Source organism: Rossellomorea aquimaris, assembly GCF_001877785.1.
Lineage (GTDB): Bacteria > Bacillota > Bacilli > Bacillales > Bacillaceae_B > Rossellomorea > Rossellomorea aquimaris_A.
In genome coordinates, this window is sequence record NZ_MINN01000074.1 from 490,998 (window position 1) to 509,701 (window position 18,704).

Annotated in this window: 17 protein-coding genes; 2 read left to right on the forward strand and 15 right to left on the reverse strand. The window is 42.7% G+C overall.

Annotated features, from left to right (window positions below):
* Window positions 1–310: 310 nt before the first annotated feature.
* The 7 genes from BHE18_RS06350 to yneA form a co-directional block, all read right to left on the reverse strand.
* Window positions 311–1,435 carry a CamS family sex pheromone protein gene (locus BHE18_RS06350; protein ID WP_071617752.1) on the reverse strand — a complete coding sequence of 375 codons (1,125 nt, stop codon included), beginning with the start codon at window positions 1,433–1,435 and terminating at the stop codon, window positions 311–313.
* A gap of 364 nt (window positions 1,436–1,799) precedes the next feature.
* Entirely contained in the window at window positions 1,800–2,018 is a 219-nt protein-coding gene (locus tag BHE18_RS06355) for a YneF family protein (RefSeq protein ID WP_071617753.1), read from the reverse strand.
* Between the two features lie 84 nt (window positions 2,019–2,102).
* The gene (sirA, locus tag BHE18_RS06360) at window positions 2,103–2,540 is read right to left on the reverse strand and encodes a sporulation inhibitor of replication protein SirA (protein WP_071617754.1); all 438 of its coding nucleotides are present in this window, start codon (window positions 2,538–2,540) and stop codon (window positions 2,103–2,105) included.
* Window positions 2,541–2,718: 178 nt separating this feature from the next.
* Complete coding sequence (tkt, locus tag BHE18_RS06365) at window positions 2,719–4,722, reverse strand: transketolase (RefSeq protein WP_071617755.1); 2,004 nt, start codon at window positions 4,720–4,722, stop codon at window positions 2,719–2,721.
* A gap of 719 nt (window positions 4,723–5,441) precedes the next feature.
* A complete protein-coding gene (locus BHE18_RS06375; RefSeq protein ID WP_032088697.1) occupies window positions 5,442–5,675 on the reverse strand; it encodes a DUF896 domain-containing protein in 234 nt (77 codons plus the stop codon).
* A gap of 89 nt (window positions 5,676–5,764) precedes the next feature.
* Window positions 5,765–6,415, reverse strand: a complete 651-nt coding sequence (locus BHE18_RS06380; RefSeq protein ID WP_071617757.1) for a YneB family resolvase-like protein — start codon at window positions 6,413–6,415, stop codon at window positions 5,765–5,767.
* A 15-nt stretch (window positions 6,416–6,430) separates the two neighbouring features.
* Window positions 6,431–6,757 (reverse strand): cell division suppressor protein YneA, encoded by a 327-nt coding sequence (gene yneA, locus BHE18_RS06385; protein WP_071617758.1) that lies wholly within the window; start codon window positions 6,755–6,757, stop codon window positions 6,431–6,433.
* Between the two features lie 159 nt (window positions 6,758–6,916).
* On the opposite strand from yneA, the gene lexA reads away from it, so the two are divergent.
* Window positions 6,917–7,537: a transcriptional repressor LexA gene (gene lexA / locus BHE18_RS06390; protein WP_071617759.1), complete on the forward strand. Its 621-nt coding sequence runs from the start codon at window positions 6,917–6,919 to the stop codon at window positions 7,535–7,537.
* A gap of 114 nt (window positions 7,538–7,651) precedes the next feature.
* Here the strand turns inward: lexA and glnA are convergent, their stop codons facing one another.
* From glnA to hflX, 4 genes are all read right to left on the reverse strand, one after another.
* Complete coding sequence (gene glnA, locus BHE18_RS06395; protein WP_071617760.1) at window positions 7,652–8,986, reverse strand: type I glutamate--ammonia ligase; 1,335 nt, start codon at window positions 8,984–8,986, stop codon at window positions 7,652–7,654.
* 38 nt (window positions 8,987–9,024) lie between these two features.
* On the reverse strand, window positions 9,025–9,441 hold the full coding sequence (locus BHE18_RS06400) for a MerR family transcriptional regulator (protein ID WP_071617761.1): 417 nt from the start codon (window positions 9,439–9,441) through the stop codon (window positions 9,025–9,027).
* A 141-nt stretch (window positions 9,442–9,582) separates the two neighbouring features.
* On the reverse strand, window positions 9,583–10,860 hold the full coding sequence (locus BHE18_RS06405; RefSeq protein ID WP_071617762.1) for a methionine gamma-lyase family protein: 1,278 nt from the start codon (window positions 10,858–10,860) through the stop codon (window positions 9,583–9,585).
* On the reverse strand, window positions 10,860–12,128 hold the full coding sequence (hflX, locus tag BHE18_RS06410) for a GTPase HflX (RefSeq protein ID WP_141771819.1): 1,269 nt from the start codon (window positions 12,126–12,128) through the stop codon (window positions 10,860–10,862). Before hflX ends, BHE18_RS06405 begins: the two co-directional genes overlap by 1 nt.
* A gap of 189 nt (window positions 12,129–12,317) precedes the next feature.
* On the opposite strand from hflX, the gene BHE18_RS06415 reads away from it, so the two are divergent.
* A complete protein-coding gene (locus BHE18_RS06415) occupies window positions 12,318–12,926 on the forward strand; it encodes a trimeric intracellular cation channel family protein (RefSeq protein ID WP_071617764.1) in 609 nt (202 codons plus the stop codon).
* Between the two features lie 58 nt (window positions 12,927–12,984).
* On the opposite strand, the gene spoVK is transcribed toward BHE18_RS06415, so the two are convergent.
* From spoVK to BHE18_RS06435, 4 genes are all read right to left on the reverse strand, one after another.
* Window positions 12,985–13,926 carry a stage V sporulation protein K gene (gene spoVK, locus BHE18_RS06420; protein ID WP_071618267.1) on the reverse strand — a complete coding sequence of 314 codons (942 nt, stop codon included), beginning with the start codon at window positions 13,924–13,926 and terminating at the stop codon, window positions 12,985–12,987.
* A gap of 376 nt (window positions 13,927–14,302) precedes the next feature.
* Window positions 14,303–14,536 (reverse strand): RNA chaperone Hfq, encoded by a 234-nt coding sequence (gene hfq / locus BHE18_RS06425; protein WP_071617765.1) that lies wholly within the window; start codon window positions 14,534–14,536, stop codon window positions 14,303–14,305.
* 29 nt (window positions 14,537–14,565) lie between these two features.
* Window positions 14,566–15,522 carry a tRNA (adenosine(37)-N6)-dimethylallyltransferase MiaA gene (gene miaA, locus BHE18_RS06430; RefSeq protein WP_071617766.1) on the reverse strand — a complete coding sequence of 319 codons (957 nt, stop codon included), beginning with the start codon at window positions 15,520–15,522 and terminating at the stop codon, window positions 14,566–14,568.
* A gap of 666 nt (window positions 15,523–16,188) precedes the next feature.
* On the reverse strand, window positions 16,189–18,582 hold the full coding sequence (locus tag BHE18_RS06435) for a penicillin acylase family protein (protein ID WP_071617767.1): 2,394 nt from the start codon (window positions 18,580–18,582) through the stop codon (window positions 16,189–16,191).
* Window positions 18,583–18,704: the final 122 nt, after the last annotated feature.

Here is an 18,704-nt window from a genome sequence, read left to right on the forward strand (position 1 = left end):
GGAGGGGCTTTGCTCAGAGGCCTGTGGCATAAGACGAACCGGACGGGAAGGCGGTCTTTGCCTTCATGTTCGGTTTGGCTTATGACATGTGCCTCTAAGCCCTGGAGCTGGACAAGTCTCTCATAAGCTACTCTTCCCGCAGGAGTCTTCGTCGTGCACTCCAATCAACCTCTTGAAAGGGCTAAGATCTAAATGTTCTTTGGACATATTTAAAACCCGAACTAATTTGCCTCGTATTGCGCAAATTAGTTCGGGTTTTACTTAGACCAAAACAGTTTGTTTTCAGCCTCGTTCCTTTTAATTTGAATAATCATTCATGAATTTCAACAAAAGGTTCTTGATCGACTTCTTTTACAATGGTTGCCTTCAGCCCTTTTGGCGTTTTCACATACAGATAGACGGGCATGTGAGGGAAATAATCGACAATTTCGGGTCCGATTGCCTGGGCAAATCCTATAAGCTCGGTATCTTTGACCATACCGGTATGAACATCGATGACCAGTTGATTCACGTTTTCTTTTTTGTATAAGGCTTTTCCTACAAACTCGATATCCTGATGGGAGAAGTATTGCGCAACGTAATCTTCCAGATCCCTGATTCGGTTATAAAGATCACGATCCTTTTCCTCCCCCTCCTCGCTTGGGAAGTAATAATACTTTTCTTTAATGTCTTCCCACTTTTTAATCCCGTTGTCATTATCATCGACAAACGTGCTGGCAAAATAATTACCTGGAACTACACTGTTCAAGGGCTGCAGTTTATAAAGTGAAATGAAAATCGGTACATCTTTCAGTTCTTTCATGGAGCGTAATCTGCTCACAACTTTTTTGGCAGTTTCTTTTCCGTATTTCTCCAACGTTTCATCATCAATGACTTTTTCGTCAAAATGCATCAAGCCTTTTGAATCTTTCACACGTATGTAATCAATCTTATTCATTGCGAATCCGAGAGAAATACCCTGTATTTTCCCTTTAGTGTCAACATAGTTCTGTTCGTGAATATAAGCAAGATACATTGGGTCTTTCTTTTCCCGTTCGATTCTCTCTTCCCAGCCCATTCCTTCTGTGATCTTTATGGACGGATTCAGACCTTCTTTGTTATCCTTGGATTCCCTGCCCAGCCAAGAGCTGATATTTTTTAAATACTGTCCCTCTTGATATACATAATCATCCGGGGAGAAGTGGTCCGTTGATAAAGACATCAGGCCTGTCTCGATTTCATCCATATCGCTCCGGTTATTAATCATGTTCGTAATCAATCCCCGATTGACTGATTTTTTCTGTTTATCAACCTTATAGGTTAAATAATCCCGTGCATCACTTGCAGCACTGTCTTGTATTTCTAGTGTATCTTCATCAATCACTTCTTGGGGTTCTTTATTGCATCCAGCTAAAAAAACAAAAAGTGAAAGAGAAGTAATCATCCATTTTTTCATTTGACTCCCTCCGCACCTTATTCTATCATAATTTTATTTTTATACTGAATAAAATGTTGAAGTTTTTTTCATTCAATATCGAAAAGCGGAGGCGGCCCGTTCAGGAGCGACAAGCATAAGATGAACTTACCGGAAAGGCGCTCTTTGCCTATTTGGTAAGTTTAGCTTATGACCTCGAGCTCCTGGCCGCCGCAGCTGGACAATCGAAAAGAGGAGGCGGCCCGTTCAAGAGCGACAAGCATAAGATGAACTTGCCGGAAAGGCGCTCTTTGCCTTTTTGGTAAGTTTTCTTATGACCTCGAGCTCCCAGCTGCCGCAGCTGGACAATAAGAAAAGCACTCAGCTCCGTGAGTGCTCTGTTCTCTTACTTCATATTTTTGTTCATTGCATTCATCATTTGATTGATTTTCTTTTGTGACGGTTTCTGTCCCATCTGCATCATCATCATGCGAAGCATTTGTTCATTGATAGGCGGGTTTTTCTTTAAGTAGCTCATCATGTATTTGCGAGCAATGAAAAATCCTAGTGCAATTCCTGCAAGTAATGCTAAAACTGCCACTAGAACAACTAGCCAAGTTGACATGTTCTTACTTCCTCCTTCATGTTGTCCTTATAAAAGTGTACTAAACCAAAGAACATTATACAATATTTCTGTCATAATTTCTTATTAATATATAAATTTTCTTTGTTTAATCGGCTTCAGCCAGCCGTACCTTTCATTTTTGAGGTCGATGGCAAGCAGCCGTCCCATGTTTCTTCTTAAGATCTCAAAGAATAAATACTCGCAGTCATTCGGTCCCCACGCTTCTATTGAAATGCTTCTTTCATTCAGTAAAAGATTAGCACCTGAATCTTTTGCCTCAATGACCGCAGTAGTATCAATCCACCTTGCTCCTTCAACCTTAACCATTTCATGTTGCAGGATTCTTTGTGTAGGAAGGTAAGGAATGGGCTTCGTGATGAATTCCACTTGTTTAGAAATCATTTGATTCAGTTCTCCAGAGCTTCTTTCCCAATCCGAGAATAGTCCAAAAAACATTCTTTCACGTCCATAGTAGTGGTTGGCAAACGATTCTTCAATCCAATAGATTTGATAATTTCTCACCTTATTATCCCCCCTACATTTCCTTCTATTAAGTATAAAGGAAGATAGAAGAGCACCATGTCATAAATTGTTGAGAAATTGCTCTAGTTTTGTCGAAGAAGAGTTCCATGAATAAAGCTGCCGGGGCAGTAAAAAAGGCTGACTCCTGTAACAGGAGTCAGCCAATGAGCATCAAACCTTATTGAAGTAAAGCTTTGATTCTTGAAACCACATTATCAGTTGTAAAGCCATATTCTTCAAGGACTTTTTCTCCAGGAGCTGAAGCACCGTATCCATTGATGGCCAGGATATCTCCGTCTGGACCGGTATAACGGTCCCATCCAAGAGGTGATCCCATTTCGATGGCAAGTCGTTTCGTTACTCCCTTAGGCAGGATGGAATCCTTATATTCTTTAGACTGCTTTTCGAAGCGGTCCCATGAAGGCATGCTGACAACAGAAACACTGATTCCATCTTTCTCAAGGGCCTTCTGTGCCTCTACAGCCAGGCTCACTTCTGATCCTGTAGCAAGCAGCAATGCATCCGGCTGCTCTTTGCCTGCAGGTGAAACTACATATGCTCCTTTAGCCACTCCATTGTAAGACTTATCTGCAGTGCCCTTCAAAGTAGGGAGATTTTGACGCGATAATACCAGCATCGTAGGCTGTTCAGTATTTTCCATGGAAAGCTTCCAAGCAGCCGCTACTTCGTTACCGTCAGCAGGTCTTATCACACATAAGTTAGGCATCGCACGCAAGGACGCAAGCTGTTCAACCGGTTCATGAGTCGGGCCGTCTTCCCCTACAGCAATACTGTCATGAGTGAATACATAAGTCACAGGCAGACCCATAAGCGCTGCAAGGCGGATAGCGGGTCTTAAATAATCGCTGAAAACGAAGAATGTTCCGCCGAATACTTTAAGGCCGCCATGTAATGCCATACCGTTCATAGCTGCACCCATACCGAATTCACGGACACCGAACCAGATGTTCTTACCTTCGTAGGACTCTGGAGTGAAATCTGAAGCTCCCTTGATCATCGTCTTATTCGAACCGGCTAAATCGGCTGATCCTCCGATGAATGAAGGAAGATTTTTCGCAATGGCATTCAATACTTCACCTGAAGAAGCACGGCTAGCCAGTGACATGCCTTCTTCATAAACAGGAATTTCATTGTCCCATCCCTCAGGAAGTTCACCTTTGATTGCAGTTTCCAATTGAACAGCTAACTCAGGATATTCTTCTTTATATTTAACAAATAGATGCGCCCATTCTTCTTCCTTCTGAGAGCCCGTTTGCTGGATTTTCTCTTCAAAACGGCTGTACACTTCATCCGGAACATGGAAATCCTGTTCAAATGTCCATTTATAAGCTTCTTTCGTAAGCTTCATTTCCTCCTCGCCAAGAGGTGCACCGTGAACATCCGATTTTCCTGATTTATTTGGAGCACCGTAACCGATGACTGTTTTCACTTCAATCATTGTAGGGCGTGAAGTATCAGCTTGAGCTTCTTCAATCGCCTTGGAGATTTCGTCAAGATCATTTCCGTCTTCCACTCTGATATACTGCCAGCCATATGATTCAAAACGGCCTTTCACACTTTCAGAGAATGATTTATCCAACTCACCATCCAGTGAGATATCGTTGGAATCATATAAAACGACCAGGCGGCCAAGTTTAAGGTGAGCGGCCAGAGAAGCTGCCTCGGATGATACACCCTCCATCAAATCACCATCACCGCAGATCGAGTATGTATAATGGTCCACTAAGTTATAGTTGTCTTTGTTGTATGTTGCAGCTAAATGTCGTTCTGCCAGTGCCATACCTACTGACATTGCAATTCCTTGACCAAGCGGTCCCGTAGTCGCTTCCACCCCTGGTGTGTGGCCGTACTCAGGGTGTCCCGGAGTTTTGCTTCCCCACTGGCGGAATCCTTTAAGGTCATCCATGGAAACATCATATCCTGATAAGTGAAGCAGGCTGTATAATAGCATTGATCCGTGTCCCGCAGAAAGAACAAAACGGTCCCTGTTAAACCATTCAGGGTTTTTAGGGTTATGATTCATAAAGCGGGTCCAAAGTGCATACGCCATTGGAGCTGCACCCATAGGCATACCCGGGTGGCCTGAATTTGCTTTTTCAATTGCATCGATTGATAAAGTTCGAATTGTATTAATTGCTAGTTGATCTGTTTTATCAAACATTGGTCAGACATCCTTCCTTTTCATACTTACTTATTAATATTAATCTTCTTGGGTAGTTTATACAACTAACTTGAATGATAACATGACTTTGTTTTGTTGGAAAATAAAAACCTTTGCTGTTTGGGATTTTTGTTGAGTTGTCAGCGTTGTCACACGAACACCCTTATTGCCACTATTGATTTCCGTAAAAGACTTCCTTTCCGCGGGCAACCCGTGAGCCTCCTGATATGGACGAAACCGTCAAGAAATTGACTCACACAGATTTGATTATGTTTTTAGGCAACCTTAATCAGAGAATCGCTTTTTCACTCCTCAACATATTTGATTCCATTCATCACCGCTATTGATTTCCGTGCAAAACTTCGCTTTCCGAGGGCGGCTTGTGAGCCTCCTCGGCTTCGCCTGCGGGGTCTCACCTAACCCGCTTCTCCCGCAGGAGTCTACGTTTTGCACTCCAATCAAACGCTGAACCCGTTTTTTGATAAGTCTACTCAAAAATACAACGAAAAATTTGATGGCAGCTTTCTTTAGGTAGAATGCCATCCTTCTTTGATAAAATGGTAGATATACTGATTGGCAATATTTTCACAGTAGTCTTTATTTACTACTTTTATCTATAACAATAAAAAAACCAAACGTATTTAAATCCCCAGGAATCAAATACGTTTGGGTTTTCACTTAGACAACTTTCATTTGTTAGCGTCTAACCTTAATTCACATTAATGCATTTTGCGTTTGTTTTGGATGTCTTTTATTTTTTTGGGGGTGACTTCGTTGCCGTCGGTGTCGAAGATGCGTGTGTTCTCGATGGTTCCTTTCATTGATTGACGGAATGTTTCCAGATATTCTTTTCTTAGTTTTGTTTGTTCTTTTGCTTCGCTGTCAGTCAGTCCGCTCTCTTTTGACTTCTTGGCAAGCTCATTTATCCTGTTCATCTTTTTCTTAGATAGCATCTATGAAAACTCCTTTACAGCTATTATCCAGTACATTACTTCTATAAATATACCGATATGTTACTAGATAAGAGCTTCATTGACAAGGTTTATGTTTCCTTGCCGGAGTCCAAATATTCTTTATATCTCCTATGTACTGTGGCCTTGGATATATTATATCCGAACCCTCTCAGGGTAGCTGCAATTTCTGCAAATGTCAGCTCATTATTTCTTAAACGCACAATTTCCTCCACGGGCACTTCTATCCTTTCCCTTCCCTCCAGATTCCCTCTGTTTTTCAAATTCTTCTGGGGGCGGAAACCATTCTCAACCGCTCTTCTCATGCCTCTTTTAATTTTAAGATTATGAAGCTTCCTTTGATATTCTTCCACCATGCTTACAATGTTGATGACCATCGAGTCTGACTCTGATAAATGCAGTTCGCCGCTGTGAGTCTGACTGATAATCTTGATATCTTCTTTTAGTATGCAATGGATCAGGGCTATCTTTGCATTCCCCCTGCCAATTCTCGTTTCATCCTGGATCAGGACCGCATCAACCGAACCATCTTTTATTAAGTCCAGCAGGGTAAGTACCCCCGGTCGGTCCAGTTCAAATCCACTGGCCTGATCCTTTATAACTGCCTCAACATCAAATTGCTGTTCTTCTGCAAGCTTTAACAATTCTGCTTCCTGTCTTTCCAGTGAAGTCTCCTGCGTATCTTTTTTTGTGCTCACTCTGCAGTAAATCGCTGCTTTCATATAGACATTCACCCTCTACTTATTATTCATCGCAAGCTGTACATCGGATTGGGTTGTATAGGGAGATGCTTCGACCGGCAAAACCAATGACATGCCAGGCTCTATCGCGAAGGTGATTAAATCATTTTCATGTCCCACCCATTCGATGAACTCTTCCTTCGTCATATTGTATTCCCCTTCAAACTTCTCCGCAATCGTCCAGAGAGTATCACCCTTATTGACGGTGACCGTTTCATATGAAGGATCGCTCCCCCCCGATATCACGAAGTAACCCGCTGATAAAAACGATAATATAAAAAGAATGATTATATAAGAGAAGCGATTCCAAATTTGTGTTAACATATTAACGACCTCCATACGAATGTTTGTTCTGTTTGTTTGTAACTAGATTGTAATACGAACATCCGTTTGGTGTCAACCGAAAATTCGAACTTATGTTTGTATCAGTCTGAAAGACATGCTATAATGGGAACATAAGATCTATAATAGAGGTGCGTGTAAATGACTAAATTGTCTAAACGACAGCAAGACATACTTCAATACATTAAAGTATCTGTTAAAGAAAAAGGGTATCCGCCATCAGTACGGGAGATTGGTGAAGCTGTCGGTTTGGCTTCAAGTTCAACCGTCCACGGCCATCTTGCAAGGCTCGAAAGCAAAGGGCTTATCCGGCGTGATCCCACCAAGCCAAGGGCAATTGAGATACTGGATCTGGAGGAAGATACAATCCCCCGCCAGAAGGTTGTAAACGTCCCGTTGATCGGTAAGGTAACTGCCGGACAGCCGATTACAGCGGTTGAAAACGTTGAGGAATTTTTCCCGCTGCCAGAACATCTGGCCCCTTCAGATGAGCAGGTTTTCATGCTTGAAATCATGGGAGACAGCATGATCGAAGCCGGTATCCTTGACGGGGACTTCGTCATAGTAAGACAACAGCAGACTGCCAACAACGGTGATATCGTCGTTGCCATGACGGAAGAAGATGAAGCAACAGTCAAACGCTTTTTCAAAGAAAAAGATTTTGTAAGACTTCAACCGGAAAACTCAACGATGAGCCCGATCATATTACGAAATGTTTCAATCCTTGGAAAAGTTATCGGTGTGTATCGTCAGGTTCATTAATTGCTTCGAACAAACAAAAAAACGCTGAGTGTCAGCGTTTTTTTGTTTGTCTTTCACATCCCCGTATAAAAAGCCAGCGCATCCGTGCAGCGCTGGCTTTAATACTATAAAATTTTAGTACATTTGGATATACTGTTCTCTTTCCCAAGGGTGAACTTGTGTACGGAACATATCCCATTCGATTTCCTTCGCTTCCACAAAGTGTTCGAAGATGTGCCCTCCAAGGGAGTTGATGATTACTTCGTCTTTTTTCAGTTCTTCCAATGCTGCATATAAAGTAGCAGGTAAATCAATGATGCCCGCTTCTTCACGTTCCTTTTTATCCATTACATAGATATTGCGGTCAATCGGAGCCGGTGCATCAAGATTATTTTTGATTCCATCCAGACCAGCCGCAAGAAGGACAGACATAGCCAGGTATGGGTTAGCTGCCGGATCGACACTTCTGACTTCAACACGTGTACTGATTCCGCGGGAAGCCGGTATACGGATTAACGGGCTTCTGTTTTGTGCAGACCATGCTACGTAACATGGAGCTTCGTAGCCAGGAACCAATCGTTTATAGGAGTTTACCGTCGGATTCGTAATTGCAGTGAATGCAGTGGCATGCTTGATTGTGCCTGCCAGGAATTGACGTGCTGTATCACTTAATTGAAGATCGCCTTTTTCATCAAAGAAAGAATTTTTGCCATCTTTAAATAATGACATATTACAGTGCATCCCGGAACCATTCACCCCGAATAAAGGTTTCGGCATAAATGTTGCATGCAGTCCGTGTTTACGTGCGATGGTTTTTACAACCAGTTTAAACGTCTGGATATCATCACATGCTTTAAGAGCACTTGCATATTTAAAGTCGATCTCATGCTGCCCAGGTGCAACCTCATGGTGGGAAGCTTCGATCTCAAAGCCCATTTCCTCTAACTCAAGGGCGATATCACGGCGGCAGTTTTCACCAAGGTCTGTAGGTGCAAGGTCGAAGTAACCTCCGTTATCATTCAGCTCAAGTGTAGGTTCACCATTAACATCCAGCTTGAAAAGGAAGAATTCCGGTTCAGGCCCAAGATTGAAATCAGAGAATCCAAGCTCTTCCATCTCTTTCAATACCCGCTTAAGGTTATTTCGCGGATCACCTTCGAAAGGAGTTCCATCCGGATTGTAAATATCACAAATCAGGCGTGCAACTTTCCCTTTTTCTGCAGTCCACGGGAAGACAAGCCATGTGTCAAGGTCAGGAAACAGATACATATCTGATTCTTCGATTCGTACGAAACCTTCAATAGAAGATCCGTCAAACATCATTTTATTATCCAATGCTTTCTCCAGCTGGCTGAAAGGGATCTCAACGTTCTTGATTGTCCCTAAAATGTCTGTGAATTGGAGACGGATGAATTTAACACCCTCCTCATTCGCTAATCGGATCACATCTTCACGAGTATACTTTGCCATTTACGTAATTCCTCCTCAGATTTAATTAAGGTTATTTATTAATGAAAAAAGCGGGACATATCTCCCTGACGCAAGGAAGCCCGGTTAAATTTTCCTGAATGCATCAATTCATTCCGGAGTAATTTACGAAGCTGTTCGTCAGATAGATCCTGCCGTGCTTTTACTTCCTCCTGCTTGCTTGTTTCAGATACTACTTTCTTTTTGTCCACGGCATTAACCGAGAAGATTTTCTTGATTCCTGCCATGTTCACCCCTTGATCTAACAAATCCTTAACTTCCAATAGTTTATCAATGTCATTCAAGGAAAAGAGTCTGCGATTCCCCTCTGTCCGGGCGGGGGTTATCAACCCGTGCTCTTCGTAGTATCGGATTTGACGAGCCGTTAAGTCCGTGAGCTGCATGACAATACTGATTGGAAACAATGCCATCGTTCGACGAATTTCACTTCCACTCATCTTCGATACCCTCCTTTTCTTTTCCTTCATGGTCTTATTATATGTAATGTTAAGTATTCTGTCAATGAAATGTCAGAAAAACTTACATGAAGTATCAAAAGGAAAGGATAGTCGATTTTAGACTATCCAATTACCTTTCTATTATCCGTTTTTAATGGTAAGTAAACCTTTTTCAATTAAATGATCCAGTGCCGTGCATACTGCAATTTTGACATGAGAATACGTCAGTCCGCCCTGTACAAAGGCGGTATAAGGAGGCCTGATCGGGCCATCTGCCGATAATTCGATACTTGACCCCTGGATAAAAGTACCTGCTGCCATGATGACATCATCCTCATAGCCGGGCATGTAATTTGGGTACGGCGTAAAATGTGAATTAATTGGAGAAGCAAATTGAATGGCCTGACAAAAAGTGATCATCTTTTCCTTATCGTCAAATTGCACCGATTGAATTAGGTCTGTACGCTTGTCCCTAGGGCCAGGATTTGTATTCATTCCCATCTCGGTCAGCATAGCCGAAGTGAATACAGCTCCCTTCAAGGATTGTGCCACTACGTGGGGAGCAAGGAAGAAACCCTGGTACATCTCCTGCAAGCTATAAAGTGAGGCACCTGCTTCTGCCCCTATCCCCGGTGAGGTCATTCTATAGGAACAGCTATCAACCAGTTCCTTTTTCCCGACTATGTATCCGCCTGTCTTGGCAAGTCCTCCGCCAGGATTCTTGATAAGCGAACCAGCAATTAAATCGGCACCAGCATGGCACGGTTCTATATCCTCAACAAATTCACCGTAGCAATTGTCCACAAATACTACAATTTCAGGATTGATTTCCTTTACAAAAGCAATCATATCCCGGATTTCTTCTATAGTAAATGAAGGACGGTTTGCATATCCTTTCGAACGCTGGATGCCTATCATTTTGGTTTTAGGGGAGATGGCCTTCTGTACGTTTGCAAAATCCACCTTGCCGGTTTCATCCAGATCCACGCATTTATATGAAATGTTGAAATCTTTGAGCGACCCGTTCCCTTCACCTCTTGTCCCTACTATTTCTTCCAGGGTATCATAAGGTTTTCCGGTGATATACAGAAGTTCATCACAGGGTCTTAATATACCGAATAAAGCGATGGAGATCGCATGGGTCCCTGAGATGATCTGCGGCCTGACCAACCCTGCTTCACCGCCAAATACATCTGCATATATTTTTTCGAGTGTGTCCCTGCCTATATCGTCATAACCGTATCCTGTGGACGGGGTGAAGTGGGAGTCACTGACTTTGTGTTTTTGAAATGATTTAAGGACTTTAAACTGATTCTTCTCTGATCTTTCATCGATTTCCCTATGAGTTAATTGAATTAAGTTTTCTACTTTATTAACGACAGGTTTTAAAATCTGCCCATGTTTGAGTTGTTCTAACATTACTTGCTTCCCTTCTGCTTTTGAAATTTCTTGATGCTCCCGCTAATCTGATGGTCTTCCAGGTGATACCCTTCCACTTCATACAACTGGGTGTCATCATCGAAGTACAGGTTCAATAAAATGGTATCATTCTTGAGTTGAGAAAGAACCTTCCCTTCATTTGACGGTACCTGTACTTGATATTTATCCATTTGTTTTTTTACCATATCCTCGATCCTCAATAGAAGCTGCCTTCGGTCTTCATTGTCAATCGCACTGATCAAGATCTGATCTGCACCGCTTACAGGCACAAACTCCGAATGGCAGATATCACGCTTGTTGTATACAGTAAGCATTGGCAGCCCATCCATCCCCAGCTCTTCAAGCAGAGAATGCACGGTTTCTTCGTGCTGGTGATAATCGGGATTCGAACTATCCACAACATGTAATAGGAGATCCGCTTCTTTTACTTCCTCAAGGGTGGAGCGGAATGCCGCTATCAGGGATGTAGGAAGATCTTGTATAAAGCCGACAGTATCAGTCAGTAAAGTGGAGTACCCGCTCGGCAATGGCATTTTCCTTGTCATCGGATCCAATGTTGCAAACAGTTGATTCTCTTCGTATGACTCCGCTGCTGAAAGCCGGTTGAACAACGTTGACTTTCCTGCGTTCGTATAACCGACCAGGGCCGCCTGAAATGTATTATTCTTCTTTCTTCTTTCACGGTACCTTTCACGATGCTCTACAATGGTCTTAAGCTGCTTTTTAATGTCATCGATTCTACGATGAATATGCCTTCTGTCGCTTTCAAGTTTTGTTTCTCCCGGCCCCCTGGTCCCGATGCCTCCTCCCAGCCTCGATAGCGATGTGCCTTTTCCAATCAGGCGGGGAAGCAGATACTGAAGCTGGGCAAGTTCCACTTGGAGTTTTCCTTCCCTGGACCTGGCTCGCTGAGCGAATATATCCAGGATTAACTGTGTCCTGTCGATGACCCTTGCGTCAAGTTCTTTTGACAGATTCCTTACCTGACTTGGGGAAAGCTCGTCATTGAAGATGATGATATCCGGGTCAAATTGTTCTTCCAGGGCCCTTAATTCACCCACCTTCCCTTTGCCTATATATGTACCGGGATCTATCCTGTCCCTTTTTTGGGACAGGACCGCCATTACTTCACCCTGAGCCGTCTTTGCCAATTCTTCAAGTTCTTTCATACTATATTGAAAACGGAGATTGTCTTCATCCAGCTGACAACCGGCCAGGAGTATTTTTTCCTTTACATCTTTTTGCAATAAGTGCCCTTCTTTCTTCTTAATTTAGTTTTATAAATCCCATCTTATCAAAAGTGATATACAAACTCTATTTTTAAAGTAATCAAAAATGATTGCATTTGTATTTTTTCGTGTTAAAATCAGTATGTTTGATTAGAGATACTGAAATGAAATTTACATAGAATGACGGATCTGGTAAGGAGGGGTTACATGACCTGGGAAGTATTGAGCATTATCGGCACAGTTGCGTTTGCAGTATCAGGTGCCATCATTGCCATGGAAGAAGAATATGATATTTTGGGAGTCTACATTTTAGGCATAGTCACAGCTTTTGGCGGCGGGGCAATCAGAAACTTGCTGATCGGGGTGCCTGTGTCGGCATTATGGGAACAGGGAATGCTGTTTCAAATTGCACTATTGGCCATCACGGCCGTATTTATATTCCCTAATAATCTATTGAAACATTGGCGCCGGTGGGGGAATTTCTTTGATGCTGTAGGCCTATCTGCCTTTGCGATTCAGGGTGCCCTTTACGCATATGAGATGAACCATCCCCTTTCAGCCGTCATCGTGGCAGCCGTATTGACCGGAAGCGGCGGGGGGATCATAAGGGATCTGTTAGCCGGAAGAAAGCCCCTTGTACTGCGCTCCGAAATTTATGCGGTCTGGGCCGTCATGTGCGGTGTCGCCGTTGGTCTTGGAATAACAAGTTCACCATTTGAACTTTATACATTATTCATCCTGACGACTGCACTTCGGGTCCTGTCATATTTGTATAAATGGCGGTTACCCAATAGAAGCCTAAGGGCACATGGTTGATTCATCAAAAAACCAGCATTCTCCTAGAATGCTGGTTTTATAATTTATATTTTCATTGTCATTCACTATTTCCTTTTGTGAAAATCAGATCATTGCTCCTGATCGTTATTAAATCATTCCGGCTGTAACAATTCTCAAGAAGCAGTCTCATTGCTTGGGATCGGATTGATTTTTCCAGTATATTCCTTACGTATCTGCCATTGGAAAAAGCCATGGGTGATAAAGAATTCTTGGCGGAATGGAGATGGTCCCTGATTTTTCTTTCGGCATCTGAACTTAATACGTATTGTTTTTCGTCCAGCATTCTTTTTCCGATTTCCATCAGCTGATCTACCGAATAATCGGGAAAATGAAAGACCAGAGGAAATCGGGATTGAAGGCCGGGGTTCAGCGTGAGGAAATGATCCATTTCCTTTGAATAACCCGCCAGTATCAGTATGAACTCATGCTGTTTATCTTCCATGTGTTTGACCAGTGTATCGATCGCTTCTTTTCCGAAATCTTTTTCACCGCCCCTGCCGAGTGAATACGCTTCATCTATGAATAAAATGCCTCCAAGGGATTTTTTGATCAAGTCCCTTGTCTTTTGGGCTGTATGTCCGATGTACTCACCGACAAGGTCTGCTCTTTCCGCTTCGATCAAATGACCCTTCGACAAAACATTCATCTTCAAAAATAATTTGCCTATAATTCTCGCAACAGTGGTCTTCCCGGTACCGGGATTACCTTTGAACATCATATGAAGTGCCTGCTTACCAGCTTTCAACCCCATAGCTTCCCGTTTTTTATTTACATATATCCATGCATATATTTCTTTGACCATCTTCTTCATTTCTTCCATCCCGACAAGAGCCCCTAACTCTTCTTCAATCTCTTTTAAAGCCACATGTTCCTGAGGAAGGGTTTGAGGCAGGCTATCGGGCTTCAGTGTATCCCTTACTGAATTGCGCTTTTGTGAATTTAGCACAATACTGATTTGCCCATTATTTTTCATTCTCATTGGTTGCTGTTCCACTTATTTCACCTCGCCATTCTGCAGACAGTTGACATATAGCGGCCTTTTGGAGGGCAAGCGCCTATAGAAAAATAAATGAAAAAAACGCAGAATTCTGTCATATCATGCGCTTTCCCGAGAAATATACAGAATCTTTGCTGTTCTGAATTCAATAGCAGTTGGAAATGATAGCAGCTCCAGGTTCATCCTCATAAAATTTCAGGTTAAATAAAGATTCAAATAAATTCTCTTATCATTCTATTCAACGTTATCATTTTTCATTAACAAAAGTATCAAGAATATGGGGAGCATATAAAAAAGCTGCCCGAAATGAATCGGGCAGCTTTGGCAATTTCAATTGATTAGAACTGGAACTAAACGATTAATTACTCTCTTCAAAATTTATCTGCACATTCCGCTGAGGAGCGAATGTAGAAATCGCATGCTTATAAACCAACTGCTGCTTCCCTTCGCATTCAAACAGGACGGTGAAATTGTCAAATCCCTTTACTTGGCCGCGGATTTGGAAGCCATTCAAAAGGAATACCGTACATAGTGAATTGTCTTTACGCAACTGGTTCAGAAATTGATCTTGAATATTAATGGATTGTTTCATGTTTAGTCCTCCTCCTCTATCTCTACTTACTAATTCGACTTTCGTTCAAGCTTTCCTGCAATAAATTCAGAAATCCTGCTGATTATTTTATCGTAGTCCTCTTCTTCTGTCATATCAAACCATGTTACATCCATCTTATTACGAAACCATGTCAGCTGTCTTTTTGCATATCTGCGGGAGTTCTGTTTCAGGGCCTCAATCGCCCGGTCAAGGCTTGTTCTCCCCTCCAGGTACTCATAGATTTCTTTATACCCGATGGCCTGAACGGATTGGACGTCACGCACTCCCAGATGATACAGCATTTGGACTTCTTCAATGAGACCTTCTTCAACCATGAGGTCGACCCTTTTATTAATACGGCCGTATAGCTTCTCCCTATCCATGGTAAGACCAAGCAAAGCTGTTTCATAAAGGGGTTCATCGATCTGACATGTCTGGTAATCGGTCATCGTTTGTCCTGTACAGTGAAAAATCTCCAGTGCACGGATCACCCTCCTTGTGTTATTGGGATGAATATTTTTTGCTGCTGAGGGGTCAATGCGCAGCAATTCATTATAGAGGGGACCTATCCCTTCATTCTTTACCCTCTTTTCGAGAGTGCACCGATATTCAGCATCTCCCGGCGTATCAGTAAACTGATAATCATAAATGACGGATTGAATATACAAACCTGTCCCGCCAACAATCATGGGCATTTTCCCTCGTGAATGGATTTCTGAGATTTTCTGCCTGACAAGCAGTTGGAACTCCGCGGCGGAAAAAGACTCTTTAGGATCTTTAATATCAATTAAATGATGGGGGACCCCTTCCATTTCTTCAATGGTTATTTTTGCTGTGCCGATATCCATGCCCTTATAAACCTGCATGGAATCCCCGCTTATGATCTCTGCATTAAATTCTTTAGCCAGATGGATACTGGTTTTTGTTTTTCCGACAGCTGTCGGACCGATCAAAACAATCAGTTTTTCCTTTGTAGTAAGAGCCATACTTTCACTGCTTTCTATGTAATTCTCCTTTACATATTATCGTACCATAATAGTTTATAAAATCACATCTTGACAGTATACCCCATTTCGGATTTTTTACACAGTTTTCAAACTGATACTTTCGAAAAAAGCCTGGGCCAAAATTAAAAAATATTGCCTATAGACGAACATTCTAGAGTCATCTTTAAACACCGCTAATGTTTTCCGTGCAAGACTACGCTTTCCGCGGGTAGCCCGTGAGCCTCCTAGTCACATGCGTTCCTTCGGGCAGAAAAGCGGAGGGGCTTGTTCAGCCCCGACAAGCATAAGATAAATAGGCTGAAAAGGCGCTTTTTGCCTTTTTTGCCTATTTATCTTATGACCTCGAGGGGGTAGCCGCTGGTGCTGGACAAGTCTCACCTGTCCAGCTGCAGGGCTTAGAGGCACATGTCATAAGCCAAACCGGCCAAGAAGGCAAAGAACGCCTTTGTGGACGACTCGTCTTATGCCACCCGCCTCTCTTCAAAGCCCTTCCGCTTTTCTTATAAGCTGCTCTTCCCGCAGGAGTCTTCGTCTTGCACTCCAATCACCCGCTGGATAGAGCTAGTATCTAAATATACATTTAAATAAAACACCCAGACTAATTTGTTAGAAGGCAAATTATTTCGGGTTTTTTTCATCCCAACCTCACTCAGCATTCAATATCAATTTACTGTGGTTTATGGACTCGTCGGTTATTGACGTTTTATGATACTCCCCTTTCACCCATGCTTCCACTTGATTATCATACCATTCACTCTTGAAATGACCTGCCTGTCCTGGCCCGACTATATGGTATCCTTCATTCATTTCAGAAGTATCAATCACAAATCTCCAAGAACCGCCATGGTTGACGATTCCTTCATTATTATAGCTTGCTGCCTGAACAGTCACCCTGCTTCCCCCTACAGGAATCGGATCTTTTCTGTTAAAAAACCATTTTAACAGCGGCGACGCACTTGAAACGGGGTGCTCAAAGAACACCTTGTGGTAATCGCCCCACTTCCAATCATTCATGGATGTTCCGTAAGAATCCTCTAATTCGTTTAAGACTTTTTTCAAAGTAACATTTAAATATGCTCTATATCCCCCAAAAGGTTCAAACCAATTCGATTCTTCCCCTTTATGCGCTTTCCTCAACATTTCATCCACAGTACCCTGCCGCCCTTCAAAAAGGTCCATCATGCTGTTCGGAATCTCTTTCTTGAACATATCTTTTGATAACGTATCCATCCAGGAGTGAAACAATAAAGGAGCCGCAGCCGATTTATCATCTTCATAGTCCCACTCCTCAAGCAATTCGACAGCTTCCTTTTGTGCGGGTGTCAATTCCAGTCCTTTTAGATCTTCTAAAAGAACCGGCAGAAATTCGGCAGCATGTAAATTGATCTTGTCCATTTGAAGAGTTTTCATATCATCAATCGTTAAGTCATCTTTCTGCTCGAGATATTGAGCGATTCTCATATACCTGTAAGGCTGGGCCCAATGGTTGCTGATATGATAAGGATAACTGTCATCAATCACTTTATTATTGGCTGTGGCAATGAACCCGCTCGCTGGATTTACAGTCACAGGCAGCTCGTCAAAAGGAATGAACCCCTGCCATTCGTACTCCGGATCCCATCCCGGAACAGGAAGAAGTCCGTCTCCTTTATTCCGGACAGGTATCTTTCCATTTGCTTTATAGGCAATCGTCCCGTCATTGGATGCAAATACGAAATTTTGGGTCGGCGTATGAAAATCCTCCAGGGCGGTCTCGAATTCTTCCCAATCGCCTGCTTTATTCATATTCAGGATTGCCTGCAGTTCAAGGCTTGGATCCAAAGCTGTCCACCTGAGGGAAAGTACCTGACCGTCATCATCTGATTGGCTGGCAAATTCAGAAATGACAGGCCCGTGTCTTGTGATGGTTACTTCAAAAGGAATCTCTCCCTCTCCCTTGACTCCAATCGGTTCCTTTATGAGAGTCGCTTTTTCCCACTTATTATCGTAAAGAAATAAAGATGGGTCATACTGATTCCTTTTCTCCACATACAAATCCTGGACATCCGGTCCTGTATTTGTCACACCCCAGGCGATTTCTTCGTTGTGTCCTAATATTATCCCGGGTATTCCAGCAAAAATGACCCCGCTTACATTCAATTCCGGTGACTTTAAATGCATTTGATACCAAATGGAAGGCGTACCTAATGATAAATGGGGATCATCCGCAAGAAGCGGCTTTCCATTTGCCGTTTTTTCCCCGCTCACCACCCAGTTATTGCTGCCGTTATTTTCAGGAGGAATCACTGAAGAGGCAAATGACTCTTCTATGTCTAAGACAGAATCACTCATTGCTGACAGAATCTCAGGGGCACCCTCAGGATATGAAGGAAACAGGTCGTATGCCTTTTCCTCGGGAATATTCTTCAATGCCCAGTATCTGAACGCCTGCCCCTGCCAATGCCCTCCTAAATCAAATGCCATATACTTTCCGATGGTCAATGAATCAACAGGGGTCCACTTTTCAGGCTTATAACCCAAAAGAGTGAATTCTACAGGCAGCCTGCCTTTTTCCTGTGCTTCTTCCATGTATGCATTCACCCCTTTTGCATACCATTCAAGTATCTGCTTGGTTTCGTCCGGATAAGCTGTATACGACACTTCGGCAGCCCTTCTCAACCCCAGCGTCCGGAAAAACTTATCCCTTTCTACGGTTTTCCCCCCGATGACTTCACTTAACCGTCCGGATGCCTGCCTTCTGCTTAAGTCCATTTGGAATAGACGATCCTGAGCCTGAACATATCCTTGGGCAATAAATAAGTCCTTTTCTGATTTCGCCGATAGATGCGGAACGCCCTGAGCGTCCCGCGTCACTTCCACATCTTGAGATAACCCATCCAAAGAGATCGTTCCGGAAATCACGGGTAATGATCTTTCCACATAAAGATCCGACGCGATGAGCCCCCCGGCAAGCAGGAACACCAGTACTCCAAACGACCATAGTAAAATGACAGACCGTTTCTTTCTCTTTAACGGCTGTAGATCGGTTCCTCCATTCATCTGAATCCCCCTGTAATTCATTATTGACAATTCCGAGAAATACTTCTCTATTAGTATTAGATGATCTTATTGATTAATCCTTCTTATTTTCAATAAATGGAAGAATAAGAGAGAGAAGATGC

Coding starts and splice junctions, on each gene's coding strand:
- BHE18_RS06415 (WP_071617764.1), top strand. CDS start 12,318: ATGACCTGGGAAGTATTGAGCATTATCGGCACAGTTGCGTTTGCAGTA.
- BHE18_RS06350 (WP_071617752.1), bottom strand. CDS start 1,435: ATGAAAAAATGGATGATTACTTCTCTTTCACTTTTTGTTTTTTTAGCT.
- spoVK (WP_071618267.1), bottom strand. CDS start 13,926: ATGAGAATGAAAAATAATGGGCAAATCAGTATTGTGCTAAATTCACAA.
- yneA (WP_071617758.1), bottom strand. CDS start 6,757: ATGTTAACACAAATTTGGAATCGCTTCTCTTATATAATCATTCTTTTT.
- lexA (WP_071617759.1), top strand. CDS start 6,917: ATGACTAAATTGTCTAAACGACAGCAAGACATACTTCAATACATTAAA.
- miaA (WP_071617766.1), bottom strand. CDS start 15,522: ATGGCTCTTACTACAAAGGAAAAACTGATTGTTTTGATCGGTCCGACA.
- hfq (WP_071617765.1), bottom strand. CDS start 14,536: ATGAAACAATCCATTAATATTCAAGATCAATTTCTGAACCAGTTGCGT.
- BHE18_RS06355 (WP_071617753.1), bottom strand. CDS start 2,018: ATGTCAACTTGGCTAGTTGTTCTAGTGGCAGTTTTAGCATTACTTGCA.
- BHE18_RS06400 (WP_071617761.1), bottom strand. CDS start 9,441: ATGAGTGGAAGTGAAATTCGTCGAACGATGGCATTGTTTCCAATCAGT.
- BHE18_RS06405 (WP_071617762.1), bottom strand. CDS start 10,860: ATGTTAGAACAACTCAAACATGGGCAGATTTTAAAACCTGTCGTTAAT.
- BHE18_RS06375 (WP_032088697.1), bottom strand. CDS start 5,675: ATGCTATCTAAGAAAAAGATGAACAGGATAAATGAGCTTGCCAAGAAG.
- tkt (WP_071617755.1), bottom strand. CDS start 4,722: ATGTTTGATAAAACAGATCAACTAGCAATTAATACAATTCGAACTTTA.
- BHE18_RS06380 (WP_071617757.1), bottom strand. CDS start 6,415: ATGAAAGCAGCGATTTACTGCAGAGTGAGCACAAAAAAAGATACGCAG.
- glnA (WP_071617760.1), bottom strand. CDS start 8,986: ATGGCAAAGTATACTCGTGAAGATGTGATCCGATTAGCGAATGAGGAG.
- BHE18_RS06435 (WP_071617767.1), bottom strand. CDS start 18,582: ATGAATGGAGGAACCGATCTACAGCCGTTAAAGAGAAAGAAACGGTCT.